Source organism: Ichthyenterobacterium magnum, assembly GCF_003610635.1.
Classification (GTDB): Bacteria; Bacteroidota; Bacteroidia; order Flavobacteriales; family Flavobacteriaceae; genus Ichthyenterobacterium; species Ichthyenterobacterium magnum.
On the sequence record NZ_RAQJ01000003.1, the window covers coordinates 194,559 to 217,281 of the forward strand.

22 protein-coding genes are annotated in these 22,723 nt (G+C 32.5%); 6 read left to right on the forward strand and 16 right to left on the reverse strand.

Annotation, left to right across the window (positions count from 1 at the left end):
• Positions 1-5: 5 nt before the first annotated feature.
• The 12 genes from uvrB to mnmE all read right to left on the reverse strand — a co-directional run bounded on the left by uvrB (position 6) and on the right by mnmE (position 11,814).
• A complete protein-coding gene (gene uvrB / locus BXY80_RS09135; protein WP_120201199.1) occupies positions 6-1,982 on the reverse strand; it encodes an excinuclease ABC subunit UvrB in 1,977 nt (658 codons plus the stop codon).
• 177 nt (positions 1,983-2,159) lie between these two features.
• Positions 2,160-2,660, reverse strand: coding sequence for a GreA/GreB family elongation factor (locus BXY80_RS09140; RefSeq protein ID WP_120201201.1), 501 nt, complete (start codon positions 2,658-2,660; stop codon positions 2,160-2,162).
• Between the two features lie 3 nt (positions 2,661-2,663).
• Positions 2,664-3,188 (reverse strand): YqhA family protein, encoded by a 525-nt coding sequence (locus BXY80_RS09145; RefSeq protein ID WP_120201203.1) that lies wholly within the window; start codon positions 3,186-3,188, stop codon positions 2,664-2,666.
• Between the two features lie 113 nt (positions 3,189-3,301).
• Positions 3,302-4,195 carry a bestrophin family protein gene (locus BXY80_RS09150; RefSeq protein ID WP_120201205.1) on the reverse strand — a complete coding sequence of 298 codons (894 nt, stop codon included), beginning with the start codon at positions 4,193-4,195 and terminating at the stop codon, positions 3,302-3,304.
• Positions 4,196-4,403: 208 nt separating this feature from the next.
• Positions 4,404-6,149: a DUF3987 domain-containing protein gene (locus BXY80_RS09155; RefSeq protein WP_120201207.1), complete on the reverse strand. Its 1,746-nt coding sequence runs from the start codon at positions 6,147-6,149 to the stop codon at positions 4,404-4,406.
• Positions 6,146-7,054, reverse strand: a complete 909-nt coding sequence (locus BXY80_RS14015) for a BT4734/BF3469 family protein (protein ID WP_120201208.1) — start codon at positions 7,052-7,054, stop codon at positions 6,146-6,148. The genes BXY80_RS09155 and BXY80_RS14015 overlap by 4 nt, the downstream gene beginning before the upstream one ends.
• On the reverse strand, positions 7,041-7,337 hold the full coding sequence (locus BXY80_RS09165; RefSeq protein ID WP_120201211.1) for a helix-turn-helix domain-containing protein: 297 nt from the start codon (positions 7,335-7,337) through the stop codon (positions 7,041-7,043). The genes BXY80_RS14015 and BXY80_RS09165 overlap by 14 nt, the downstream gene beginning before the upstream one ends.
• Positions 7,334-7,633 carry a helix-turn-helix domain-containing protein gene (locus BXY80_RS09170; RefSeq protein ID WP_036122936.1) on the reverse strand — a complete coding sequence of 100 codons (300 nt, stop codon included), beginning with the start codon at positions 7,631-7,633 and terminating at the stop codon, positions 7,334-7,336. The genes BXY80_RS09165 and BXY80_RS09170 overlap by 4 nt, the downstream gene beginning before the upstream one ends.
• A 160-nt stretch (positions 7,634-7,793) precedes the next feature.
• Complete coding sequence (locus BXY80_RS09175; RefSeq protein ID WP_105473072.1) at positions 7,794-8,741, reverse strand: DUF6617 family protein; 948 nt, start codon at positions 8,739-8,741, stop codon at positions 7,794-7,796.
• Entirely contained in the window at positions 8,741-9,835 is a 1,095-nt protein-coding gene (locus tag BXY80_RS09180) for a site-specific integrase (protein WP_105473073.1), read from the reverse strand. The genes BXY80_RS09175 and BXY80_RS09180 overlap by 1 nt, the downstream gene beginning before the upstream one ends.
• A gap of 7 nt (positions 9,836-9,842) precedes the next feature.
• Entirely contained in the window at positions 9,843-10,304 is a 462-nt protein-coding gene (locus tag BXY80_RS09185; protein ID WP_245977233.1) for a helix-turn-helix domain-containing protein, read from the reverse strand.
• A 121-nt stretch (positions 10,305-10,425) separates the two neighbouring features.
• Positions 10,426-11,814 (reverse strand): tRNA uridine-5-carboxymethylaminomethyl(34) synthesis GTPase MnmE, encoded by a 1,389-nt coding sequence (gene mnmE / locus BXY80_RS09190; RefSeq protein WP_120201213.1) that lies wholly within the window; start codon positions 11,812-11,814, stop codon positions 10,426-10,428.
• Positions 11,815-11,946: 132 nt separating this feature from the next.
• Here mnmE and BXY80_RS09195 point away from each other — a divergent pair, with 132 nt between their 5' ends.
• A complete protein-coding gene (locus BXY80_RS09195; RefSeq protein WP_162843294.1) occupies positions 11,947-13,107 on the forward strand; it encodes a TlpA disulfide reductase family protein in 1,161 nt (386 codons plus the stop codon).
• Between the two features lie 35 nt (positions 13,108-13,142).
• Here the strand turns inward: BXY80_RS09195 and BXY80_RS09200 are convergent, their stop codons facing one another.
• Positions 13,143-13,793, reverse strand: a complete 651-nt coding sequence (locus tag BXY80_RS09200; protein ID WP_120201216.1) for a rhomboid family intramembrane serine protease — start codon at positions 13,791-13,793, stop codon at positions 13,143-13,145.
• A gap of 62 nt (positions 13,794-13,855) precedes the next feature.
• On the opposite strand from BXY80_RS09200, the gene BXY80_RS09205 reads away from it, so the two are divergent.
• Positions 13,856-14,755 carry a lysophospholipid acyltransferase family protein gene (locus BXY80_RS09205; protein WP_120201218.1) on the forward strand — a complete coding sequence of 300 codons (900 nt, stop codon included), beginning with the start codon at positions 13,856-13,858 and terminating at the stop codon, positions 14,753-14,755.
• Here BXY80_RS09205 and BXY80_RS09210 read toward each other — a convergent pair.
• The 3 genes from BXY80_RS09210 to BXY80_RS09220 are packed head-to-tail and all read right to left on the reverse strand — an operon-like array spanning position 14,750 to position 18,735.
• Entirely contained in the window at positions 14,750-16,255 is a 1,506-nt protein-coding gene (locus BXY80_RS09210) for an aminotransferase class V-fold PLP-dependent enzyme (protein ID WP_120201221.1), read from the reverse strand. The two genes, BXY80_RS09205 and BXY80_RS09210, sit on opposite strands and share 6 nt — an antisense overlap.
• 24 nt (positions 16,256-16,279) lie before the next feature.
• Complete coding sequence (glmM, locus tag BXY80_RS09215) at positions 16,280-17,668, reverse strand: phosphoglucosamine mutase (protein WP_120201223.1); 1,389 nt, start codon at positions 17,666-17,668, stop codon at positions 16,280-16,282.
• Positions 17,665-18,735, reverse strand: a complete 1,071-nt coding sequence (locus tag BXY80_RS09220) for an acyltransferase family protein (protein ID WP_162843295.1) — start codon at positions 18,733-18,735, stop codon at positions 17,665-17,667. The genes glmM and BXY80_RS09220 overlap by 4 nt, the downstream gene beginning before the upstream one ends.
• 40 nt (positions 18,736-18,775) lie before the next feature.
• Between BXY80_RS09220 and BXY80_RS09225 the strand changes: the two genes are divergently transcribed.
• From BXY80_RS09225 to BXY80_RS09240, 4 genes are read left to right on the forward strand one after another with little or no spacing between them, the layout of a single operon-like run.
• On the forward strand, positions 18,776-19,378 hold the full coding sequence (locus BXY80_RS09225; protein WP_120201227.1) for an acyl carrier protein phosphodiesterase: 603 nt from the start codon (positions 18,776-18,778) through the stop codon (positions 19,376-19,378).
• A gap of 1 nt (position 19,379) precedes the next feature.
• Complete coding sequence (gene ggt / locus BXY80_RS09230) at positions 19,380-21,083, forward strand: gamma-glutamyltransferase (RefSeq protein ID WP_120201229.1); 1,704 nt, start codon at positions 19,380-19,382, stop codon at positions 21,081-21,083.
• 9 nt (positions 21,084-21,092) lie between these two features.
• Positions 21,093-22,004: an ATP-grasp domain-containing protein gene (locus BXY80_RS09235; protein ID WP_120201231.1), complete on the forward strand. Its 912-nt coding sequence runs from the start codon at positions 21,093-21,095 to the stop codon at positions 22,002-22,004.
• Positions 21,994-22,716 (forward strand): hypothetical protein, encoded by a 723-nt coding sequence (locus BXY80_RS09240; protein ID WP_120201233.1) that lies wholly within the window; start codon positions 21,994-21,996, stop codon positions 22,714-22,716. Before BXY80_RS09235 ends, BXY80_RS09240 begins: the two co-directional genes overlap by 11 nt.
• The last annotated feature ends 7 nt before the right edge of the window (positions 22,717-22,723 follow it).

The window sequence follows — 22,723 nt, forward strand, 5'->3', positions numbered from 1 at the left end:
TTCTATCACATATAAATATACTGCCTGTATAGATTATCTAATTCTTGACGGATTTTCATTATAGTTTGTTCATCCTTATCATTAGAAGCTACCAAAAGTTGTTGCTCTTTTTCTGTAATCCTTTCACAAAGTTCATCAAGATTCTCACAAAAATCTTTTGGGTGGGAGAATGTTTCTTCCACGCTCTCATCTTCAACATTCAGTTTTCTTGCCGAAGTTACTGGTGTAACATTATGTTCTGCATTATAGGCTATTTGTCGTTTCCTGCGATTTTCGGTTTCATCAATAGCCTCTTTCATAGCAGGTGTAATATTATCTGCATACATAATAGCTTTTCCGTTGACGTTACGGGCCACACGACCAATCATTTGTATTAATGCATTAACCGAACGCAAAAACCCTGCATGGTCAGCATCTAAAATAGCCATTAAGGAAGCTTCTGGAATGTCCAATCCTTCACGCAATAGGCTTATTCCTATTAAAATATCAAATTCGCCTGCTCTTAATCCGTTGATGATTTCTGTACGCTCAATAGTTTTAAAATCCGAATGTAAATATCGTGCCCTAAAACCTTTATCTACTATAAATTCGTGAAGACTTTCTGCTGCAACCTTTGTGAGTGTAGTAATCAAAACTCGATTGCCTGCTTCTACACAGGTTTTTATTTCGCCCAACAAATCTTCAATAGCATTATCTTTAGGTCGTACTTCTACAACAGGGTCAAGTAAGCCTGTAGGCCTAACAACTTGTTCAACAACCCTTCCTTTTGAGACTTTTAACTCATATGCTCCTGGAGTCGCAGAAACAAAAATTGTTTGTGGTTTTAATTTCTCAAACTCCTCGAAACTCAATGGATGGTTATTCTTTGACGAAGGCAATCTAAAACCGTAATCAATAAGCGTGTCCTTACGTGCTTGGTCGCCTTTATACATTGCCGATATTTGCGGAATCATTACGTGAGATTCATCGATGAACAAAAGACCGTCTTTAGGCAAGTAGTCGAGAAGTGTTGTTGGCGGTAGTTTTGGGTCACGCCCACTAAAGTAACTTGCATAATTTTCCATTCCGGAACAATACCCAACAGTTTTGAGCATATTAACATCATCTGTAATGCGTTCGTAGAGACGGTCTGCTTCTATTAATCGATTCTCTTGATTAAGTTGGGCAATACGCTCTTCCATCTCTAATAAAATCTGGTCTGCCGCTTCGGATGCCTGTACATGGGACGGTGCAAATAACGTTTTTGGTGACACAGCGTATTGTGTGATGTCTTCTATATGGTTTCCTGATGCTGAATCGATATATCTTAACGAACTAACCTTTCCATTATCTATTACCAACTGTACTGCCTTATATTCAGAATCGGCAGGGAAAATATCGATTGTATTTCCATCAATTTTATAAACCCCTCTTTTTAAACTATGCTGTGTACGGTCATATTGTACTGATGAAAGTTGTTTTTCGAACTCATCAATAAGAATCGGCATCCCGAGTTCAAGATGCACTTGAAGCGCCTTATAATCTTTAGGGTCACCCAATCCATAAATAGATGAAACGGATGCTACTACAATTGTATCTTTTCGCTCAATAAGTGATTTTGTAGTTGAAAGACGTAATCGTTCTAATTGCTCATTAATTGACGAATCTTTTTCTATGAAACGGTCGCTACCAGGTAGGTACATTTCAGGTTGAAAATAATCATAATACGAAACAAAAAACTCAACCGCATTTTCAGGAAAAAGCTGTTTCATTTCTTGATATAACTGTGCTGTTAGTGTTTTGTTGGGTGCAAGAATCAACGTTGGACGTTTTAACCGATGGATGATGTTTGCCATTGTGAAGGTTTTACCTGAACCTGTAATACCTTTAAGTGTTTGATGGGTTGCTCCCGACTCTATTCCAGAAACAATTTGTGCGATTGCTTCGGGTTGGTCACCTGCTGGGGTGTTATTGGAATGTAAAATAAAAACGCCTGTTGACATAAAAATGGTTTCTGTTATTTCTGTTTAAAAATGATGTACAGACATAAAGATAGTCAAATTTCTGGCATACACATTATAGTAACTTATGTGCTTTAACCACAATTTCACCAGTAACTGGATATGGATGTTTCTATTGTGAATATTTCGGGAAAGGCTAAAAAAAAGTTGTCAGTCAGACTAATACTCTATTTCTAAAACATCATAAACTCTTTGTTTCTGTGGCAATTCTAAAATAGCCCTGTCACCCACTTTTTTATGAATTAGCATTTTGGCCAATGGTGAAATGAAGGAAATTTTCCCTTTAGAAATATCAGCCTCATCCACACCTACAATTTGGTATTTTTCGATTTGTTTTGTACTCTCTTTCTTGAGTGTTACAGATGCTCCAAAACGAATTTCATGCGGAGGATGTGTTTTTAAATCTACTACTTTTGCTGAAGAAATTCTGCTGTTTAGCAAATTTAATTTTGCATCAATATGATTTAAAGCTATACGACGTTCGTTTTCATCTTTAATACTTAATTCATTCTTTTCATCAAGTAGCACTTGCTTTTCAGTCAATAGTTCATCCATTCCCATTGGAGTTACATAGTTTGTTACACCTTCTGGTAAGTGGGCTCTTGGTGGTACTATAGGGATTTCCTCTTGGTCATCTTCTTTTACAAATCCTCTGCTCATAATTTATTCAGGTTTATCTTTTTTGTTTGAGTTTTCTTCTTTGTCAAGATGCAAAAATTTGAGACCAAGAGCTAACAACAACACTGAAATAGGAAGAATGGCAATTTCCCATTTAAGGTTGTTTATGTTAACAAAGACCGTTTCAAGAAACTTCACGAACAAAATTATAACAATAACCTCTGCAAGTACATTTTTGAGATGTCCAATATTAGGAGTTCGAACCCATTTTAGTACGCCATTTCCATCTTCATATTTTTTATTGGAAATGAACAATGTATATACACCATGAGCGAAAATAAATAGAATTAAAGCGATAAGAAAGGTGTCCAACGATTTGATAAGGTAGGTTGTAGCTACATCAGCACTATGTAAATGCGCTTTATCCTTCGGAACATAATCAAACAATACCACCCGTAACGCATTAATGGTTTTTAAAGCTCCTACCACAAACAAAAGTAATGACCCTATTAAAGAGCATATAACTGCAATCCAACTCACATAACGGAAGATGTAAAATAATTTTTTCATTTAATTCTTTAAATATTTTTATTTATTATACTTCAAATATAACATAAAATAGGCCTTTATTCTAACTCGAAATGACACCCAGCTTTGCCATTTTATCAATTTGAAAGCTTTTACTACATTAAATAAAACTTTTTTGGTTGAATAGGTTCGGGAATATCTTTTTCGTCCAATAATTGACGGATATTAATTTCAATTGTTCTGGACAAAGAAGTCATAGGTGTATCTGTCTCATGGTTGTCAAATGGGTCTTGAAGTTGATGTGCTAACTTTTGTAAAATGAAAAACAACATAGAAATAGAAAGTAGAATAATGATTTGTAAGAAAAGATTAAGTTGAAGCACAGGGGATAAACTTAAAAAAACAACAAACAAGTAGATAGATATATTTAAAGCTTGACCATATGTTGGTGGAAAAACGGTGTTTTTTATGCGTTCACATTTCCCCATAGAAGCTACTAATCTCGTTAGTGTTACTTCAAGTTGTGTTCTTGCAAACTCTTCAATCGTTTTTTTCTCATATAGCTTTCTAACGGCTTCTGTTTGAAGTTGATTTATAGCTAAAGGTATGTTGGATTGTTTTTTTATTTTTTCCAAATCCTCTTTATTTAACAGGTTTTCCCATCCGGAAAGAACATCTTGTTTTCTTAATGACTTGTCTAAAGCATAACACCAAGCAATTTGATAGTGGGCTATCTTGCGCAAAAGTTCATCATTCTCATTCAAATAAAGTTGAAGTTGTAATACCAAAGAACGACTATCATTCACTATGGCTCCCCAAATGGTTCGGGCTTCCCACCAGCGATTGTACGATTGATTGATTTTATATGACAGCAAAATAGATATGGCTATACCTAACGTGGTGGCAATACCTATCGGTATTTCAGGTGAAAAATTGGGGAAATATTTTGGTAACAAGCCAAAAATAAAGCCTAAAAGGACAACTATTATTAATGGAATTTTTATTTCGTTAAGTAAAAATTTAAAAGGGATTTTGCGGTTTATTATCATGGTGGTTTATGGTAACTAAAAATGAAAAGTTCATAATAATGAGTATTAAACTCAATCGATAAAACTAATGTACAATTTTTAAGCAATTGATGAAAATATTACAGATGCCTATACTAAAAAATGTAGGTTATAGTCGCAAATTATGTATAGTTTTTTCTCTTTTTGAAATAAAGAAACTAAATCATTGCAATTCAAAACCCTTTGACAATCAAACAATCTTTAAATAGACACCGTGTGCTTCTCTATGTATTAATCTTGCTTCTACAAACTTTGTAATATAACCCTCTGCTGTTTTGTGTGGGATGCTTTGTTTGATTGCCAGATCCAAATAATCTTGCCTACTGAATTTCTTTGGTAGGGTTTCTAAAAACCTTTCCTTTCGATTTAAACGTTTTGCCGCTTTCTGTTCTATCGGTAAATCGTTAAACACTTTACTACTGTGTTTTACCAAAATAGAAATAATAGTAAGCGCATTTTGAAAATCGACATCCTCACATTCTTTTACTTGGTTAACATCACCATCTTCCATAATGCGAAATACCGTAAATAACATCATTAAACGAAATGCAATTAAGCCTAATCGCCTTATGGTTGCAATATACTCTTCGGGTTGTAAGTTGATGTATTTGGTTTGTAAGGATTCAAAAAACGTATTGAATATCTGTTGTTGAGGTGTTGTTAGCCTTACTTCAATCTCTGGGTTATTCTTTAGTGTTTTATATAAGCCCAAAAACTCATTACCCAATTGTGAATAGTAATCATCTAAACCAACATTGTTGTTACTTGAAAATACGTTTTTCCAAGTAGGTTTTATATTCATATAATAGAACATAAAACGACTGAACAAACCATTTTCGGCATTTGGAATTAAGGTTGCTACTTGTTTAGGTGTACCTGACAATACTGTTGATAAACAAGGCTTTTCAATATCTACATACTCTCTATCTGTTCTACGATAATAGCTTATTGTTTCGTGATGGAAAGCTTTACGAAAACCATCGCTATAATTACCGTAATCGCTCTTAAAAGCTTGTGCTAATGTATCTCCTTCAGTTTCAAAAATCAATCCTTTACCTTCATTATCAGAAATTAATTGATATACTCCAGTAACACTATTGTTGGCAGGAATAAACAACATCCTTTCGGGTGGTTTACCTGGTTTCTCCAAGTTTTCATCTTTACCCTTGTTCATATTATACGTTGCCATTTCTGTATTAAATTGTTGTTTTAGTACTTTGGCTTGTTCACGTTTTAACTTATGTACAGGGTCTACCAAATTCTTAATTTGGTTAAGTCTGCCTTTACCTGCAGATGCAGGTGCGGTAACAAACAGGTATAAATTGGCAAAGACTTTACGTTGGTCGTAGATACCAAAGAGTTTAGGAAAGCAGGCACTAAAAGCCGTTAAAGCTCCTAACAACAAAATGTCCTTTTCCTCTTGACTGCTCGAAGGGTTTACAACTTGTTGTAAAAACTGCGGTAAGGTATTAAATACCTCATCTGGTATTGTTGGCATTGCTTGCTCTGGTACATCAACAACAGTTGCAACATTTGTTGCAACCTCGTTGTTGTTTTGTTGCTTCATTGGTTTTATACCTGCCTGATGCGCATAATGGTAAAACGTTGCAATGGTAATGCCGTGACCTTTAGCATTTAGGCATTTGTTAAACTGTTCGTCACATTCTTTTGAATCATAACCTACATAGTTTTTGCTTATTCTGTGGAAGTAGTCTCTTCCTGTTTCGCCATATTCTTCAGCTAAAGCAAATCCTAAATCTCTCCAAGTGGCATAATTTCCTGTTATGTCTATACCTGATTGCTCAATTGCTGAAATGTAGGTTTCAATGTCGTTATCAGCAACAGCAACAACATTCGTTGTTGCTTTGTTGCTTGTTGGTTGCGGTTGCTCTTCTGGAACTTCCAACCATTCTTTTGGATTAAATATTTTGGTCATAATGCTTGGTGTCTTTTATGTAAAAAGGCTGTTGGGTCGTATGGTAAAAAACAAGCTCTGGAAACGTCTTTACCTGACTGGTCAACCTCAATGTTATAAGTATGCTTAATATAATTGGCTACTGCCGTGAAATACTCTGAATGTGTTACTTCTGAAACATCTATTCTGATAATCCATTTTAGGCCATCACCAGAAGGTGATGTAAATAGCATTTCGGTTTCAAAGTATTCATCATTCAATAATTGTGTTCTTAACTCTTGTAGATTTTCTAAATGGTCAAAATCAATAGTTAATAGATTGGAATGCTGTAACAAATTGTTATCATTCCGCTTTTCAAACGTTCCTGAAAAAGTGACGTAATCAAAGCGATTAGCTTTGAATTTACGTGCTTCTTTTACATCGCTTATTGCTCTTAAATCTTCAGTAATTCTTTTGTATTTATCACTTGTGATTAATGCAAATACTTGATATAACCGCATAGTTTCCGCAGGAAACACATTGCGAACTGGGGCTTTGAAAAAGCTACAGTAAGCATACCAAGTATCGTCTGGACCATTCAACCAATCTAATTCGCTCTTTTCCTTGACTTCTAAATTGAGATGCAACTCTTGGTTAATCTTATGCAACAATTCTTCTTCATCGGTTATTCTAAAATGATATTGTGCAAAATCGAATACATCACCGTTAAAAGTTTTTAGTTCAGTATCTCGATGTGTTGCTATTACACCATCAATATGAATCCGTAAGGTTTCTTTACCACCATTAAATGGATTGCGAGTTATCCCACAGTCCCTTCCTTTTACAGAAAGGACTGTTTGATTAGGATAATACTGTCTCAACACATAGGCATAGATTTTTAAACCATAATGTGTTTTGTCTAAAATTGCTTCTCTACTTATTTCCATCTCGCTTGAAATTATGGTTGTAGTAGTTGTCTTGAAGCAACTGCTCAATGTCAGCAACTCTATAGTAAAATTTACCTTTTACTTTGCTGTAAGGCAAAGTGCCATTGGTTCTTAAAGTTTGTAGTGTTCGCTTACTTATATGTAAGGTCTGTAATACATCTTGATTGTCTATCCACGTATCTTTTAATACTTCTGCTCTCGATTGTCGTAACAATTCGATACGTGCTTTAATGTCCTTTATTTCTTGCGAGAGTGCCAAGATTAAATCGATTATTTCAGTCATAACTTCACCGCTCCTTTCTTAATTAGGTAATCGGCAGCTTGCTGTTCGATTTCATCTTGTGAATCAACACGGTTACTTAATAACCATTCTTCTAATTCGACTCTGTTAAAATAAATTTTCTTTCCATTCGGTTTATAATGTGGAATGGTTCCTGTACTTGTAAGTTTGTATAAATGGGATTGTGATAATTCCAAAAACTTACACGCTTCGTTGAAGCTCAATACGTTTTTTACAATAATGTTTCTGTCTAAAACGTGCTGTTCAATAATTTTGAGACGTTCTAATATTTCGTCCATAACTAATAAAATTTTAGTTTATAGTAAATGGACATCTGGCCAAATGTCATTCTTGGTTTTCAAGAACAGGACAAAGGTTCAAAATTGGCTTCTCGATTTTAGTAAGAGTGTAAAACAAGGGTAAGACAACAGTAAGGTTTCTTACTATTCTTACTGTTTTTTATTGCAGTTGTTGGATAATTTTATCTATTTCTTCCTTTTCTTTTGGGTTATGAACTTTGTTTTTGTGAAGATTATTAGCCTTTAATAGCGTACCTGTTTTGGTAACAAATTTTCCAGAACGTTCTATTGCCGTAGGATTGAAATAAATAAAAAATGGTTTAAGTTTTGTTACAAGGTAACTAAACTGTGTCGTCTCGCATTGAAGATAAATTTGCGATTCTGTATTTGTGAAATCTTTTGCTAATAAGAGTTCGTGCAACTGTTCTACAGTTGTACGGTTATCTAACAAATCTATTTTTAGATTTACCAGTTTGAGCACAGTTAGCAAAGTTGAAGTGTCATTACTTTTATATCCGAAAGAAGTCTTTGGTTTTGCTTTCGTTTTTGATGTTTTTTTGGTAGCAACTTTTTTAGTGGTGCTCTTTTCTATCACATTAACATCAAAAGTTTCATCATTAAAGTATTTTTCTGCAATTTCTGAAATAGAAAATGTTGTGTTTTCTGAAAACTGACCGTATTGCTCTTGTAGTTCAGCATACAATCTTATAGCAGACACTTTTAAGTAGTTTATGATATAATTATCATCATTATTTAAATCTGCTGTTATTCCTCTCTTATTGATATAAGTTGCAATGTCATTTAAGTACTTATCAAATTTATTAAGTAGAATAGTATAGCTATATTTATTTTCCGGTGTAGTTGCATTTACGGGAAATTCTTTTGAAAATGATGCTACTGTATTTTCTGTTTCAATAAAGATTAGCTTTTGGTAGTATTCTTTTTTCGCATTTAAAGGCTTTTTAAAGTTTACTTTAAAAACTGCATTATTGGCTTTTGGATTCAATTTAAAATCAGACAGTAGGTATTTAAAATCCTTTTTTTGTCTATTATCTCTATGTAAGCCATTGGTTATAGAAACCAAACTTGAAAATACACTTCCTTTCATTATAAATCCAGTTGAATACGGTTAGCAGCTTCTTTCTTTTTATCGTCAATTACTTTAGCATATATCTGTGTAGTGCGTAATTCTTTATGACCTAATAATTTTGATACTGTATATATGTCTGTACCCAATGTTAATTGTAAGGTAGCGTAGGTATGGCGCGCGCAATGGAAGGTTATATTTTTAGTAATACCTGCTTTCATCATCCATTGTTGTAGCTTTAAGTTAGACCAGGCACTATAATGTAAGCCATCAAACACTTTATCATCTGGATTACCTTTTTCTCCTAATAGATTTCTTGCTTGGTCTGATATTGGTAAGGTTTCAACACCTTTAGTTTTCTTTTGTCTAAACCTGATATAATATCCCATTTCTTTAGAGTGCTGGATTTCTGACCATATTAGTTTTTCAATATCTGACCAACGTAATCCGGTTAAAGCTGAAAAAATAAAAGCATTCTTTAAAATAGGCAGTTCACATTCTGTATTAACTGCCTTTTGTAATTCATCAAGCGTTAAAAATTCTCGTTGAGGTTCGCCTTGTTTAAAGTATTCAACACCATTTGCAGGATTTACTTTTAATATACCATCCTTTACAGCCTGTTTTAATGCTGCTGAAAATTTCCCGAAATATGAATATTTTGAATTTTGAGACAATTGCTTACCTGCTCTACCTATTGCATCTTTATCTAAATACTCTTTGAAACGCTCAACAAATGATTTGTCTATATCTTGAAAACTAACATCAGTTGGACAAAACTTTTTTAAATGTTTTAGCATACTATTCCAATTACCATAATTGCCAGAGCTTGTATTTTTCTTTTCTGCTAAAGCTGTGATATAAGTAATAAAACTGCCTTTTAGCTTTTCAATATCTTGAAAGCCATAAATACCGTTTTGAATTTCAATCTGTCGTTGTGCACAAATAGTTTCTGCAAGTTGCTTCGTTTTCCTGTTTACCTCTCTTTCCGTTTTGGTTTTAGGATTTGGTGTAAGGTATAAGCGTAAGTATTCGGTTTTACGTTTACCTTTATGATAGTAATCTAAATACAGGCTTATTTTGTCGTTCTTCTTGCGTTGTCTTAATGTTACTTTCATAATGGAATTAATTAAAGAGGTTTTCTATTTGCCATCTGGCCACAATACGCTTTCTACCAAAAGGAACTGCTTTTAAACGTCCTTGTTGAATCATTCTTTGAATGGTCCATCTACTCACACCAATAAGTTGTGAGGCTTCTGTAACGCTTAAAAAATCTTTGTTATTTACAGCATTAGGATTGTAAACTTCAACAACTTGTTTTTGCTGTTGCATATCTTCAGTAAGAGTAGCTTGGATTTTTTCTTGACGCTTGCGAGCCTTATATGCCCTTTTTGCACAAGTATCACCACAGTATTTAGTAACTGTTGTGCGTGCTGTAAACGCATTACCGCAATGCTTACAAGTTTTAGGAATGAATAAATTACTGCTCATAAATGGTGCTTTATGTAGCGTAATGGTGCAACGTGGTGCGTTATGGTGCATCATTTCGCCTTTATTTTCGTCAACAGATTTGGGCAACAAATCCATATTTAAGGCAACAGATATACAACAAATTTAATCAAAAAAGAGTAAATAAGCAACAAATAAAAGAAGATAAAACACTATAAAACCAACAATAACAAAGGATTAACAAATAAAAGAAAGTAAGTTACTTCCCGATACAAAAATTAGCAAAAATATTTCCTAATAAATCATCATTGGTAATCTCACCTGTAATCTCACCAAAGTGGTATAAAGCCTGACGTATATCTATAGCCATTAAATCGCCTGATAAACCAGAATCTAAACCATATTTGACTTTTTGAATTTCTTCAAGAGCTTTTAAAAGTGCATCATAGTGTCTAGAATTAGTAACTATGGTTTCATTATTTCGAAGTGCACCTGTATTTATTAAGTTTAATAAAGAATCTGTAAGTGCCTCTACTCCTAATCCTGACTTAGCAGATAATAATTTAACCTCAGAGATTTCAGCTCTTAAAATCTTAAGTTGAGTTTTATTTAACTTGTCAATTTTATTAGCAATAATCAATAATGGCTTTTGAGGGTATTTGTTTTTTATTTTTTCAATCTCAATTTTTACTTGCTGCAAACTCTCTATACTCTTTAAAGCGTCAAACAAATATATAGCGACTTGAGATTGTTCGATTTTTTCGAAGGTTTTTTTTATTCCAATACTTTCAACAACATCTTTTGTGTCTCTAATTCCTGCAGTATCAATAAATCTAAAGCCAATTCCACCAATAGAAATTTCATCCTCAATTGTATCTCTTGTGGTTCCTGCAATTTCAGAAACTATAGCTCTATCTTCATTTAAAAGCGCATTTAACAGTGTTGATTTCCCAACATTTGGCTCTCCAACTATAGCAATTGGAATACCACTTTTAATCACATTACCAACCGCAAAAGAATCAATTAAGCGTTTTAACACAAAGGTAATGCGCTCTACTAAATTTTTAAATTGGGTACGGTCTGCAAATTCTACATCTTCCTCAGCAAAATCAAGTTCTAATTCTATTAAAGAAGCAAAATTTAAAAGCTCTTCTCGTAGCTTGGCAATTTCTGAAGAAAAACCACCTCGCATTTGCTGCATTGCTATTTGGTGCGACGCTTCATTATCACTAGAAATTAAATCTGCAACAGCTTCAGCTTGGCTTAAATCTAACTTTCCGTTTAAAAAAGCACGTAAAGTAAACTCTCCTGCATTAGCCATTCTACAACCATTTCGTAGAAACAATTGAATGATTTCTTGTTGAATATACAACGAGCCGTGACAAGAAATCTCAACTACATGTTCTCCTGTATATGAATTTGGATTATTAAAAATTGATAATAATACTTCATCTATTAGCCGCTTATCATCTACAATATGACCTAAATGTACTGTATGTGTTTTCTGTTTTTCTAATAATTTACCCGAAACAGATTTAAAAAATTTTGAAGCTATATGTATTGCATCTTCTCCCGAAAGTCTTATCACAGCTATCGCTCCAGCACCAGAAGGCGTAGCTAAAGCTACTATAGTATCAGTATTAATCATCTATAAAATTTTAAACAAAAATAAATGTAAATTAGTATTTAACTTCACTTCTTTAAAATTTTATTAATTAATGAATATATAAAATACATTTAGATAACTTTATATATTTGTATGACTCTAAATTTTATACTAATGAAAAATAGTCTTAGATTTTTAATGATTTGTATAATTCTTTCATCTTGTAATACTAAAGTAGAACAAGAAAAAAGAGATACGTATCTTATCACTGGTAATGCTCCTGGTGTCTATAATGGTGTTCGTGCTTATTTAGCTACTAAAGACCAACGAGGTAGACAAGTAATGAAAGACACAGCTATTGTTATGAATGAAACATTTGTTTTTGAAGGCAAAGTAAATCATCCAGAAATGCAATCTCTCATCATAAATAGTGTTAACGGAAATTTACCAATACTTGTAGAAAATGCAGCCATAAATATTGAACTTGATAAAAATAATTTATCTCAATCTAAAATTAGCGGAACAAAAAGTAACGATGTACTTATGGCTTATGCTAAAAAATCAAATACATTAGCTAACAAACAAAAAGCTTTAAGTACAGAAGTAAGGCAAGCAAGACAAGCTCAAGATACTGCAAAAACGGGGTTTTTAACCAAAGAACTTGTTTCTCTTTCTAAGGAAAGAAATAACTTACCACAAGAATTTATTGCCGAAAATCCAGATAATTACTTTTCATTATCTCTAATTGAAACTATGCTTAGTAATAAAAGCATCCCAATTAAAACAGTAGATAATACTTTTAAAACATTAAATGACGATATTAAATCTTCAGGCTACGGAAAAACTGTATACAATACAATACTAGTAAAAACAGCAGAAGCTAAAAGTATTGAAGCTACCAATATTGGCAAGGTTGCACCAGATTTTTCCGCACCTGATACTAATGACAAAACTTTAGCTTTAAATGACATAAAAGGAAAAGTAACCATTATTGATTTTTGGGCTGCTTGGTGTGGCCCTTGTAGACGTGAAAACCCAAACGTAGTAAAAATTTACAATAAATATCATAGTAAAGGCTTAGAAATTATAGGCGTTTCGCTTGATGGTGCAAGAAGTCAAAAAGACCCTAAGAAAGCTTGGCTTAAAGCAATTGATGATGACAAACTAACATGGCATCACGTCTCGAATTTAAGCTACTTTAATGATCCAGTTGCTAGAGCTTATAATGTAAAATCTATACCAGCTACATTTATTTTAAATGAAAAAGGTGAGATAGTCGCCAAAAACTTAAGAGGTCAATCTTTAGAAGATAAGATTGCCGAATTATTAAACTAAAAAAAGAGCCTTCAAATAAATGAAGGCTCTTTTTTTTATAACTTCCCTAGCTTACGCATTACAAACAAAATTATAATTGGTATAGATAATAAACCAATCATCAATAAGTCTGTTTTAAACAAAGATGGCATAAGCATTAATGTTACAATAAAACCTCCTATAGCACCTCCAAAATGCGCATCATGACCAATATTACCGATACGTTTTTTCATTCCGTAAATTGAATATAAAAGATAACCTATACCAAAAACATAGGCCGGAATTGGTATCGGAATAAAAAACATATATAAGCTCATATTTGGTTCTAACAATATTGCAGCATATAATATGCCTGTTACTGCTCCACTTGCGCCTACTGCACTATAATGATATTCATTTTTATGAAAATATAAGGATAATAGACTTCCTAATACTAAGCTTATAATATAAACTATAATAAAATTAGTGTCTCCCAAATAACTAACTACTACATCTGCAAAAAAATACAAAGTGAACATATTAAAAAAAAGATGTGTAGTATCTACATGTAAAAACCCAGAACTAAACATACGTATTTGTTCTCCGCGCCTTACACTACCTACATTAAATTTGTAACGTTCAAAAAAAACATAGTCATTAAAACCTTTAAAAGAGATTATAACATTGGCTACAATTATTACAATAGTTACAAGACTTAAATTACCCATAAACTCTAAACGTTTAAATTAAATATAACATATATTTGTCCCTACAAATCTAATATTAATAAATGCAATTTCTTGTTTACATTTTAGTTTATCCATTTATATGGATGATTTCTATATTACCGTTTAGATTGCTATATGCTTTTTCTGATTTAATTTATCTTTTTGTATATCGCATTTTTGGATACCGAAAAAAAACAGTTTTAGAGAACTTGCGCCTTGTATTTCCTGAGAAATCTGAAGAAGAGATTCATTTAATTACTAAAAAATTCTACCATCATTTATGTGATATGATTGTTGAAGCTATAAAGTCTTTAACTATCACAGAAAAACAAATGAAAACACGTTTTACTTTTTCTAATGTAGAATTACTACAAAATTTAGAAAAAAACAAAAAAAGCGTTGCTTTAATGTGCGCGCACTATGGTAGTTGGGAATGGATTTTTATTCTACAATCATATATTGGCACTAAAGGCTATGCAGTATATAAAAAAATAGAAAATAAATATTTTGATCGATTGGTAAAGCGTATTAGAGCAAAGTATAACAGCTATCTCATCACTACAAAAGAAACCGTACCTGTATTATTAAGATCTAAAGTTGAGGGTAATGTAACTTTATGTGGCTTCGTTTCAGATCAAACAGCAAAACCGCATACAGCATTACATTGGGGAAAATTCATGAATATTCAAGTGCCAATGCATACTGGTGCAGAAACCCTAGCAAAGCGTTTAGATATGGCCGTTGTTTTTTTTAGAGTAAAACGCTTAAAAAGAGGGTATTACGAAACTACTTTTGAAACCATAACAGAACGCCCAAAAGATTATAAAAACTATGAGATTACTGACTTGTACTTTAAATTAGTTGAAAAACAAATTAAAGAAGCACCGCAATACTACCTTTGGACTCATAAACGTTGGAAACACAGGGATAAATTTCCAGAAGATTTTATCAAAAAATCATAGTTCAAACCAAGACTCTATTTGAGTGTCTTTAGAAGGTTTCTCTTTAAGGGATTTATGAATAAATTCGTTTGAAACTTTTATATAATCATAATCCTTTGCCCATTCTTTATGATGCTTTGCAAGTGACATTATACCTTTACAAACAAAGTTCATTTCTTGATCTGTTGTAGTTGGATGAATAGACATTCTAATCCAACCCGGTTTTCTAACTAAATCACCTATAGAAATTTCATTTGTTAAGGCATTAGACGTTTCAACATCTACATGTAATAAAAAATGCCCATACGTACCAGCGCAACTACAACCACCTCTTGTTTGTATGCCAAAACGATCATTCAATAATTTCACTCCTAGATTATAATGTAAATCATCAATATAAAACGAAATAACACCAAGACGGTCCTGATGTTGATCAGCTAGAATGTTTATATTCTCAATAGGAGACAATTCTTTAAAAACTTTAGATACTAACTCATGTTCACGTTTAAGAATATTATTGACTCCCATCTGCTCTTTCAATTTAATGGCGAGTGCTGTTTTTATTGTTTGTAAAAAACCAGGCGTTCCTCCATCTTCACGATCCTCAATATTATCTATGTATTTATGTTCTCCCCAAGGGTTTGTCCAACTAACGGTTCCACCACCAGGACAATCGGGAATCATATTTTTATACAGTTTTTTATTAAAAATTAAAACACCTGAAGTACCTGGACCGCCTAAAAACTTATGAGGCGAAAAGAAAATGGCATCTAAAGATTTAGTTTCATCTTTTGGGTGCATATCAATATCTACATAAGGTGCAGAACATGCAAAATCCACAAAACAAACGCCGCCATGCTCGTGCATTAGTTTAGCAATATCATGATATGGAGTTTGCAAACCTGTAACATTAGAACCTCCAACAACTGAAGCTATTTTTAACGTACAATCTTTATACTTATCTAATAGTATTACTAAGTTTTCTAAACTAAACAAGCCATCATCTCCTGGCGGAATTACCTCAACTTTAGCCATCGTTTCTAACCAAGAAGTTTGGTTGGAGTGATGCTCCATATGTGATACAAAAACAACAGGTCTAATCTCTTCAGGTATATTAGTATACTTATTTAAATTTTCAGGTATTTTTAATCCCAAAATTCGTTGAAATTTATTTACAACACCAGTCATTCCATTTCCAGAAACTATTAAAACATCATCATCATTACAATTAACATGATCTTTAATAATATGCTTTGCTTTATGGTAAGCTTTAGTCATTGCAGTACCAGAAACAGTGGTTTCTGTATGTGTATTTGCTACATAAGGTCCAAACTCATTACAGAGTTTCTCCTCTATTGGTCTATATAAACGACCCGAAGCTGTCCAATCTGTATAAATGATTTTTTGAGTTCCAAAAGGTGATTCAAACTCTTGATCTATACCAATAATGTGCTGTCTAAATTGTTGAAAATAAGTTTCTAATGTTGATAACTTAGCAGCTATAGTTTTGGTCTTTATCATAATAAAAGTGAATAGTTAAAGATACTAAATATTTGCTATAGCTTTAATTTCAGAAATAATTTTATCAGCTAAATCATTAGCTTCATCTTGCGAAGGTGCTTCTGTATAAATTCTAATAATTGGCTCGGTATTACTTTTTCTCAAATGTACCCAACTATTAGAAAAATCAATTTTTACACCATCTACCGTTGTTAAGTTTTCATTTTGATAACGTGATTCCATTTGATCTAAAATAGTATCAACATCTAATTTTGGTGTTAATTGAATTTTCTTTTTACTCATATAATAATTTGGATATGAAGCACGTAACTCACTAACATTCATTTTCTTTTCTGCTAGTAAACTTAAAAATAAAGCCACTCCAACTAAAGCGTCTCTACCGTAATGAGATTCAGGATAAATGATTCCTCCATTACCTTCGCCACCAATTATAGCGTTATTCTTTTTCATAAGTTCAACAACATTTACTTCGCCAACTGCACTTGCTTCATAAACACCGCCATGCTTTTGAGTAACATCTCTTAAGGCTCTAGTAGAACTCATATTACTTACTGTGTTTCCTGGTGTTTGACTTAACACATAATCTGCACATGCTACCAAAGTGTATTCTTCTCCAAACATGTCTCCTTTTTCATCTATAAATGCTAAACGATCTACATCTGGGTCGACAACAATACCAAAATCTGCATGCTCTTTAACAACTGCTTTAGACAAGTCTGTTAAGTGTTCTTTTAAAGGTTCTGGATTATGAGGAAAATGCCCATTAGGTTCGCAATACAGTTTAACTGGATGTACGCCTAAACGCTCTAAGAGTAATGGTATTGCAATACCTCCTGTTGAGTTTACACCATCTACAACTACTTTAAAATTAGCGGCTTCTATTGCCTTTGCATTTACTAATGGTAAATCTAAAACTTCATCTATATGCAAATCTATATAAGCTTGATTTTTTGTAATCTTTCCTAAACTATCGACATCTGCAAAAGTTATAGCATCACTTTCTGCTAGCTTTAAAATTTTAGCCCCTTCTACTCCATTTAAAAATTCGCCTTTAGCATTTAAAAGCTTAAGTGCATTCCATTGTTTTGGGTTATGGCTGGCTGTTAAAATAATGCCGCCATCTGCATGTTCCATTGGTACGGCTATTTCTACAGTTGGCGTTGTAGACAACCCTAAATCTACTACATGAATTCCTAAACCTACTAACGTATTCATTACCAAGTTTTGAATCATCTCTCCAGAAATTCTTGCATCTCTTCCTACCACAACTTTATAATATTCTTTATCTCTCTGCTCTTTAATCCATGAACCATATGCTGAGGCAAATTTAACGGCATCTATTGGTGTAAGATTATCACCAACGTTTCCTCCAATTGTGCCTCTAATTCCTGATATAGATTTTATAAGTGTCATTCTCTAAATTTGTTTTTAAGTTTTAAAAAATAAGTTTCGAAATAAGTATATGAAAAATGAGCAATTAATAGTGTTAATGCAAAAGTGAGCATATAAATTAAAAGTATTGTTATTGTATCGTTAAAAATATTTATGGTATCTACTTTTAAAAATATAAACACTACTGCATTTAAAACAATAACATGATACATATATATTCCATAAGATATTTCGCCAAAATAATTTAATGTTTTGTTTTTTATTGCAACCCCAAAATTATTATGTGCTAATGTATGTATGCATAAACTAAACAAAACCATTATTATCAAGTTATTTAACCATACAGTATTAAAAACTATTACATCTGTAATAAAATATAATAAAGTAGTCACGGTTATAAATAGTGGTATAACAAATGATGTTTTTAAAAATTCAAGTTTCTTTTTCTCTTCTAAAATTGCAACTATACCGCCAGAAAACAACAAAAAATACACCAGTCTAAACTTCTCTAAATAATATAAAACATCTAAATGAAAGACAACGAAATACACTAATGTTAGGATAACTAAAGTTTTAAGAACTCTATTCTTCTTAATAAAAAACAATAAAGGAGCAATAATAATATAGAACTGTTCTTCAATACCTATAGACCATAAAACTTCAAGAATTCCACCTGGCATGTATAATTCTCTAAAAACGTTAGGCAAAAAAAATACAGATAACAAGATACCTTCAAATAAATTATAGTTGTTTTCATAAGGGATTTTAAAAAAAGGAAGTATTACATAATAGAATAATAATCCAAAAGTCACAATTAAATAATACAATGGAAATATGCGAAGAATACGCCTTATATAAAACTTTTTAATTGAAAACACATCGCGTTGTTTAGCAAGATAAATGAGCCTTATTATTAAAAATCCACTTAAAACAAAAAACATATAAACGGCTTCTTTTCCTCTATTAAAAATAGGAGCGTCAGAAAAAAAGGGCAAGCCTTGATTTCTACACAGCATTGGCACATGGTAAAAAACCACAATACTAGCTAACAAAAACCTTAAAACATCTAAGTTTTGTAATCTCTTCAAATTTGATAATTTAAAGTTCAAAAATACATATATTTATGATATGAATTTTTTAGCTCACATATATCTTTCTGGCAACAATAACATGATAACGATTGGTAATTTTATTGCTGACGGAATTAGAGGTAAACACTACAAAAAATATCCTAAAGACATTCAGATTGGCATCCTTTTACATCGTCAAATTGATACATTTACAGATGCGCACCCAATTGTAAGACAAAGTACAAAAAGACTTCACGAAAATTACAGCCATTATAGTGGTGTGATTGTCGATATTTTATACGATCATTATTTAGCAAAAAACTGGAAACATTATTCTAAAATCCCTTTAGAAAAATATGTAGATGACTTCTACGATTCTTTAGAAGATAATTATGAATTGCTACCGCTGCGCATTCAAAAAATGATGCCTTATATGATTGCAGATAATTGGTTATTAAGCTATTCTAAAATTGAAGGTATTCAACGCGTTTTAAATGGAATGAATAGACGTACCAAAAATATTTCTAAAATGAATGAAGCTACTAAAGAACTTAAATTATACTATAGTGAATTTGAAAAAGAGTTTACTAACTTTTTTAAAGAATTGGAAGCATTTACACAACAACAGCTAATAGAAATCACCAAAACATTTAATGATTAATATGAGAAAAACGCTTCTAATTTCACTCATGACCATGTGTTTTTTCACATGTAAAGATTCCCAAAGAAAAACCACAGAGCCAACTACTAAAAGAGGACTTATTACAGAAAATGCAATGGTAGTTTCAGCTCGGGAAGAAGCTTCAAAAATAGGAAGTGACATTTTAAAACATGGTGGCAATGCTTTTGATGCCATGTTCGCAACGCATATGGCTCTGGCTGTTTGCTATCCTTATGCTGGCAATTTAGGTGGTGGCGGTTTTATGGTTTATAGATTAAAAGATGGAGAAATTGGAGCTTTAGATTATCGAGAAAAAGCACCACTGGCTGCTAACAAAGGCATGTATCTAGACAAAGATGGCAATGTAATTGAAAATATGAGTACTGTTGGCGCTCATGCAGTTGGTGTCCCTGGAACAATTGCTGGTATTTTTGCTGCACACAAAAAATTTGGCTCAATACCTATTAAAGATTTAATGCAACCCGTTATTGCACTTGCTGAAAAAGGGCATATAGTTACTAAAAAACAACATAAAAAACTTACTGAGTATGATAGCATTATTAATGCTGTGAATGGTAAAAAAATCATATACAATAAAAATGTACCTGTAAATGATACCATTAAAAATATTCAACTAGCAAAAACTTTAAAGCGAATTGTAGAAAATGGCAGAGATGAATTTTATACAGGTAAGACTTCAACTATTTTACTAGACTACTTAAAAGAAAGAGGCAGCATCATTACTTCTAAAGATTTAAAACTATATAAAGCTAAATGGCGTGAACCAGTAAGTTTTAATTATAAAGATTTACAAATTATATCTATGTCACCACCATCAAGTGGTGGCTTATGTTTAGCTCAAATAATGAAAATGATTGAACCTTTCGATCTAAAGCAATACGGACATAATTCACTTAAAAGCATACAAGTTTTAGTAGAAGCCGAAAGGCGTTCATATGCTGATAGAAGCTACTTTTTGGGTGACCCAGATTTTGTTGAAATTCCAACCAAGACATTACTGAGTGATGTGTATCTTCAAGAACGTATGAAAGATTTTTCATTTAAAAGAGCAACACCTTCAAACACTATTTCTTATGGAGAAATATTAGGTTCAGAAAAGGAAGAAACCACGCATTTTTCTATTGTAGACCAATTTGGCAATGCAGTTTCAATTACCACGACGCTAAATGGAGCTTATGGGTCAAAACTATTTGTAGATGAACTCGGTTTTTTCTTAAATAACGAAATGGATGATTTTAGTAGCAAACCAGGTGTACCAAATGTTTACGGATTGGTTGGTGGAGAACTTAATAGTATTGCTCCAGAAAAACGTATGCTTAGTGCCATGACACCAACTATTATTGAAAAAGAAGGAGAATTATATATGGTTTTAGGCACTCCTGGAGGTTCGACAATTATTACATCTGTATTGCAAACCATTTTAAATGTAACCGAATTTGATATGACTATGCAAGATGCAGTTAATGCAGCACGTTTTCATCACCAATGGTTACCAGATGAAATTAGAATGGAGGTAAACTTCTTTTCTCAAGAATTAAAACAACAACTATCAAATAAAGGCTATTTTATAAATGAAGATGCGCCACCAATCACCTCCAAAGTTGATGCCATTTTAGTGTTAGATGACGGGCGATTAGAAGGAGGCGCTGATTATCGTGGTGATGATACTGCTGTTGGATTTTAACTTTTTACTATGTCAAAACCGTACGATGTAATTATACTTACAGAACACAAATATGTAAACCCAAAACATATTGACACATATACAAAAAATGTGTTATATGAAGATCAATTGGTTCAAAACGCATTAAACAACTTAGGCTTAAAGACCTTACGTTTAGCTTGGGATGATACTACTTTTGATTGGTCTACAACAAAGGCTGTTTTATTTAGAGCTACATGGGATTATTTTCATCGCTTTAATGAATTTTCTCAATGGCTATCTAGAGTTACAACACAAACGCAATTATTAAACTCTAAAGATTTAATTCTTTGGAATATCGATAAACATTACCTCAATGATTTAGAAAATAATGGTGTACATATTGCCGAAAGCCTCTTTATAGAACAAAACTCTACTACAACTTTAAAAACACTACATCAAACTTTAGGTTGGAAAGACACCGTTTTAAAACCTTGTATTTCTGGAGCTGCAAGACATACTTACAAATTAAATCTAGATAACCTTGAGGTACATGAAGCTGTTTTTAAATCATTAATTAAAGATGAAGCAATGATGCTACAACCATTTCAGCATAGCATTGTAACTAAAGGTGAAGTATCGATGATGGTCTTTAATGGTATTTTTACACACGCCATTTTAAAAAAGGCTAAAGCTGGTGATTTTAGAGTACAAGATGATTTTGGAGGCAGCGTCCATGATTATAAACCTACACAAGAAGAAATAAGCTTTGCAGAAAACTCAGTAAAAGCATGCCCAGAATTGCCTATTTATGCCAGAGTCGATATTTTTGAAGATAATAATAGTAAAATTGCAGTATCAGAATTAGAACTTATTGAGCCAGAGTTATGGTTTAGACATTTCCCTGAAGCTGCCAACGTTTTAGCCAAAGCAATTAAAGAAAAAATGACTCATGAAAATTAAACGCATTTTAAAAATTATTGGAGGACTCATAGTATTCTTTACGCTACCTACATTTTTATTATTTGGCTACGCCTACTTTAAATATAATGAAGCTTTACCTAAAGGAAAACAAGGCAAAGAAGCAGATGCATTAGCAACAAAAATGTTAAATGTTTTAAATTATGAGGCTTATAAAACAACAGACTATATTGAATTCACCTTTAAAAAAAGACATCATTATAAGTGGAATAAAACCAATAATACTTGCGAGGTATATTGGAAAAACATTAAAGTAGATTTAAATTTAGCAAATCACGATAAGTCAAAAGTATATCTATCAGAACAAGTTTATAGCGAAGATGATGTACACGACTATATTCATAAAGCAGAATCCTACTTTAATAATGATACTTTTTGGCTGGTGGCACCTTACAAGGTTTTTGATGATGGTGTAGAACGCAGATTAGTAAAAACAGAAGATAATAAAGACGCATTATTAATAACCTATACATCTGGCGGCTCAACTCCTGGCGATTCGTATTTATGGCATTTTGATGATAACGGAAAACCAACTAGCTACCAAATGTGGACATCTATATTACCTATTGATGGTTTAAAAGCATCATGGAATGATTGGACTATAACCAAAAGTGGTGCTCAATTGCCAACGTTTCACAAGCTGTTATTTTTAGGACTTGAAATTGAAGATATAAAAGGACAGGCTTTAGAATAAAAAATTG

Excerpts from the sequence above, each read along its gene's own strand:
- BXY80_RS09205 (WP_120201218.1), top strand. The coding sequence starts at position 13,856 with ATGCAATTTCTTGTTTACATTTTAGTTTATCCATTTATATGGATGATT.
- ggt (WP_120201229.1), top strand. The coding sequence starts at position 19,380 with ATGAGAAAAACGCTTCTAATTTCACTCATGACCATGTGTTTTTTCACA.
- BXY80_RS09140 (WP_120201201.1), bottom strand. The coding sequence starts at position 2,660 with ATGAGCAGAGGATTTGTAAAAGAAGATGACCAAGAGGAAATCCCTATA.
- mnmE (WP_120201213.1), bottom strand. The coding sequence starts at position 11,814 with ATGATTAATACTGATACTATAGTAGCTTTAGCTACGCCTTCTGGTGCT.
- BXY80_RS09210 (WP_120201221.1), bottom strand. The coding sequence starts at position 16,255 with ATGATAAAGACCAAAACTATAGCTGCTAAGTTATCAACATTAGAAACT.
- BXY80_RS09195 (WP_162843294.1), top strand. The coding sequence starts at position 11,947 with ATGAAAAATAGTCTTAGATTTTTAATGATTTGTATAATTCTTTCATCT.
- BXY80_RS09170 (WP_036122936.1), bottom strand. The coding sequence starts at position 7,633 with ATGGACGAAATATTAGAACGTCTCAAAATTATTGAACAGCACGTTTTA.
- BXY80_RS09150 (WP_120201205.1), bottom strand. The coding sequence starts at position 4,195 with ATGATAATAAACCGCAAAATCCCTTTTAAATTTTTACTTAACGAAATA.
- BXY80_RS14015 (WP_120201208.1), bottom strand. The coding sequence starts at position 7,054 with ATGGAAATAAGTAGAGAAGCAATTTTAGACAAAACACATTATGGTTTA.
- BXY80_RS09200 (WP_120201216.1), bottom strand. The coding sequence starts at position 13,793 with ATGGGTAATTTAAGTCTTGTAACTATTGTAATAATTGTAGCCAATGTT.
- BXY80_RS09185 (WP_245977233.1), bottom strand. The coding sequence starts at position 10,304 with ATGGATTTGTTGCCCAAATCTGTTGACGAAAATAAAGGCGAAATGATG.
- BXY80_RS09175 (WP_105473072.1), bottom strand. The coding sequence starts at position 8,741 with ATGAAAGGAAGTGTATTTTCAAGTTTGGTTTCTATAACCAATGGCTTA.
- BXY80_RS09240 (WP_120201233.1), top strand. The coding sequence starts at position 21,994 with ATGAAAATTAAACGCATTTTAAAAATTATTGGAGGACTCATAGTATTC.
- BXY80_RS09145 (WP_120201203.1), bottom strand. The coding sequence starts at position 3,188 with ATGAAAAAATTATTTTACATCTTCCGTTATGTGAGTTGGATTGCAGTT.
- glmM (WP_120201223.1), bottom strand. The coding sequence starts at position 17,668 with ATGACACTTATAAAATCTATATCAGGAATTAGAGGCACAATTGGAGGA.
- uvrB (WP_120201199.1), bottom strand. The coding sequence starts at position 1,982 with ATGTCAACAGGCGTTTTTATTTTACATTCCAATAACACCCCAGCAGGT.
- BXY80_RS09235 (WP_120201231.1), top strand. The coding sequence starts at position 21,093 with ATGTCAAAACCGTACGATGTAATTATACTTACAGAACACAAATATGTA.
- BXY80_RS09155 (WP_120201207.1), bottom strand. The coding sequence starts at position 6,149 with ATGACCAAAATATTTAATCCAAAAGAATGGTTGGAAGTTCCAGAAGAG.
- BXY80_RS09180 (WP_105473073.1), bottom strand. The coding sequence starts at position 9,835 with ATGAAAGTAACATTAAGACAACGCAAGAAGAACGACAAAATAAGCCTG.
- BXY80_RS09225 (WP_120201227.1), top strand. The coding sequence starts at position 18,776 with ATGAATTTTTTAGCTCACATATATCTTTCTGGCAACAATAACATGATA.
- BXY80_RS09165 (WP_120201211.1), bottom strand. The coding sequence starts at position 7,337 with ATGACTGAAATAATCGATTTAATCTTGGCACTCTCGCAAGAAATAAAG.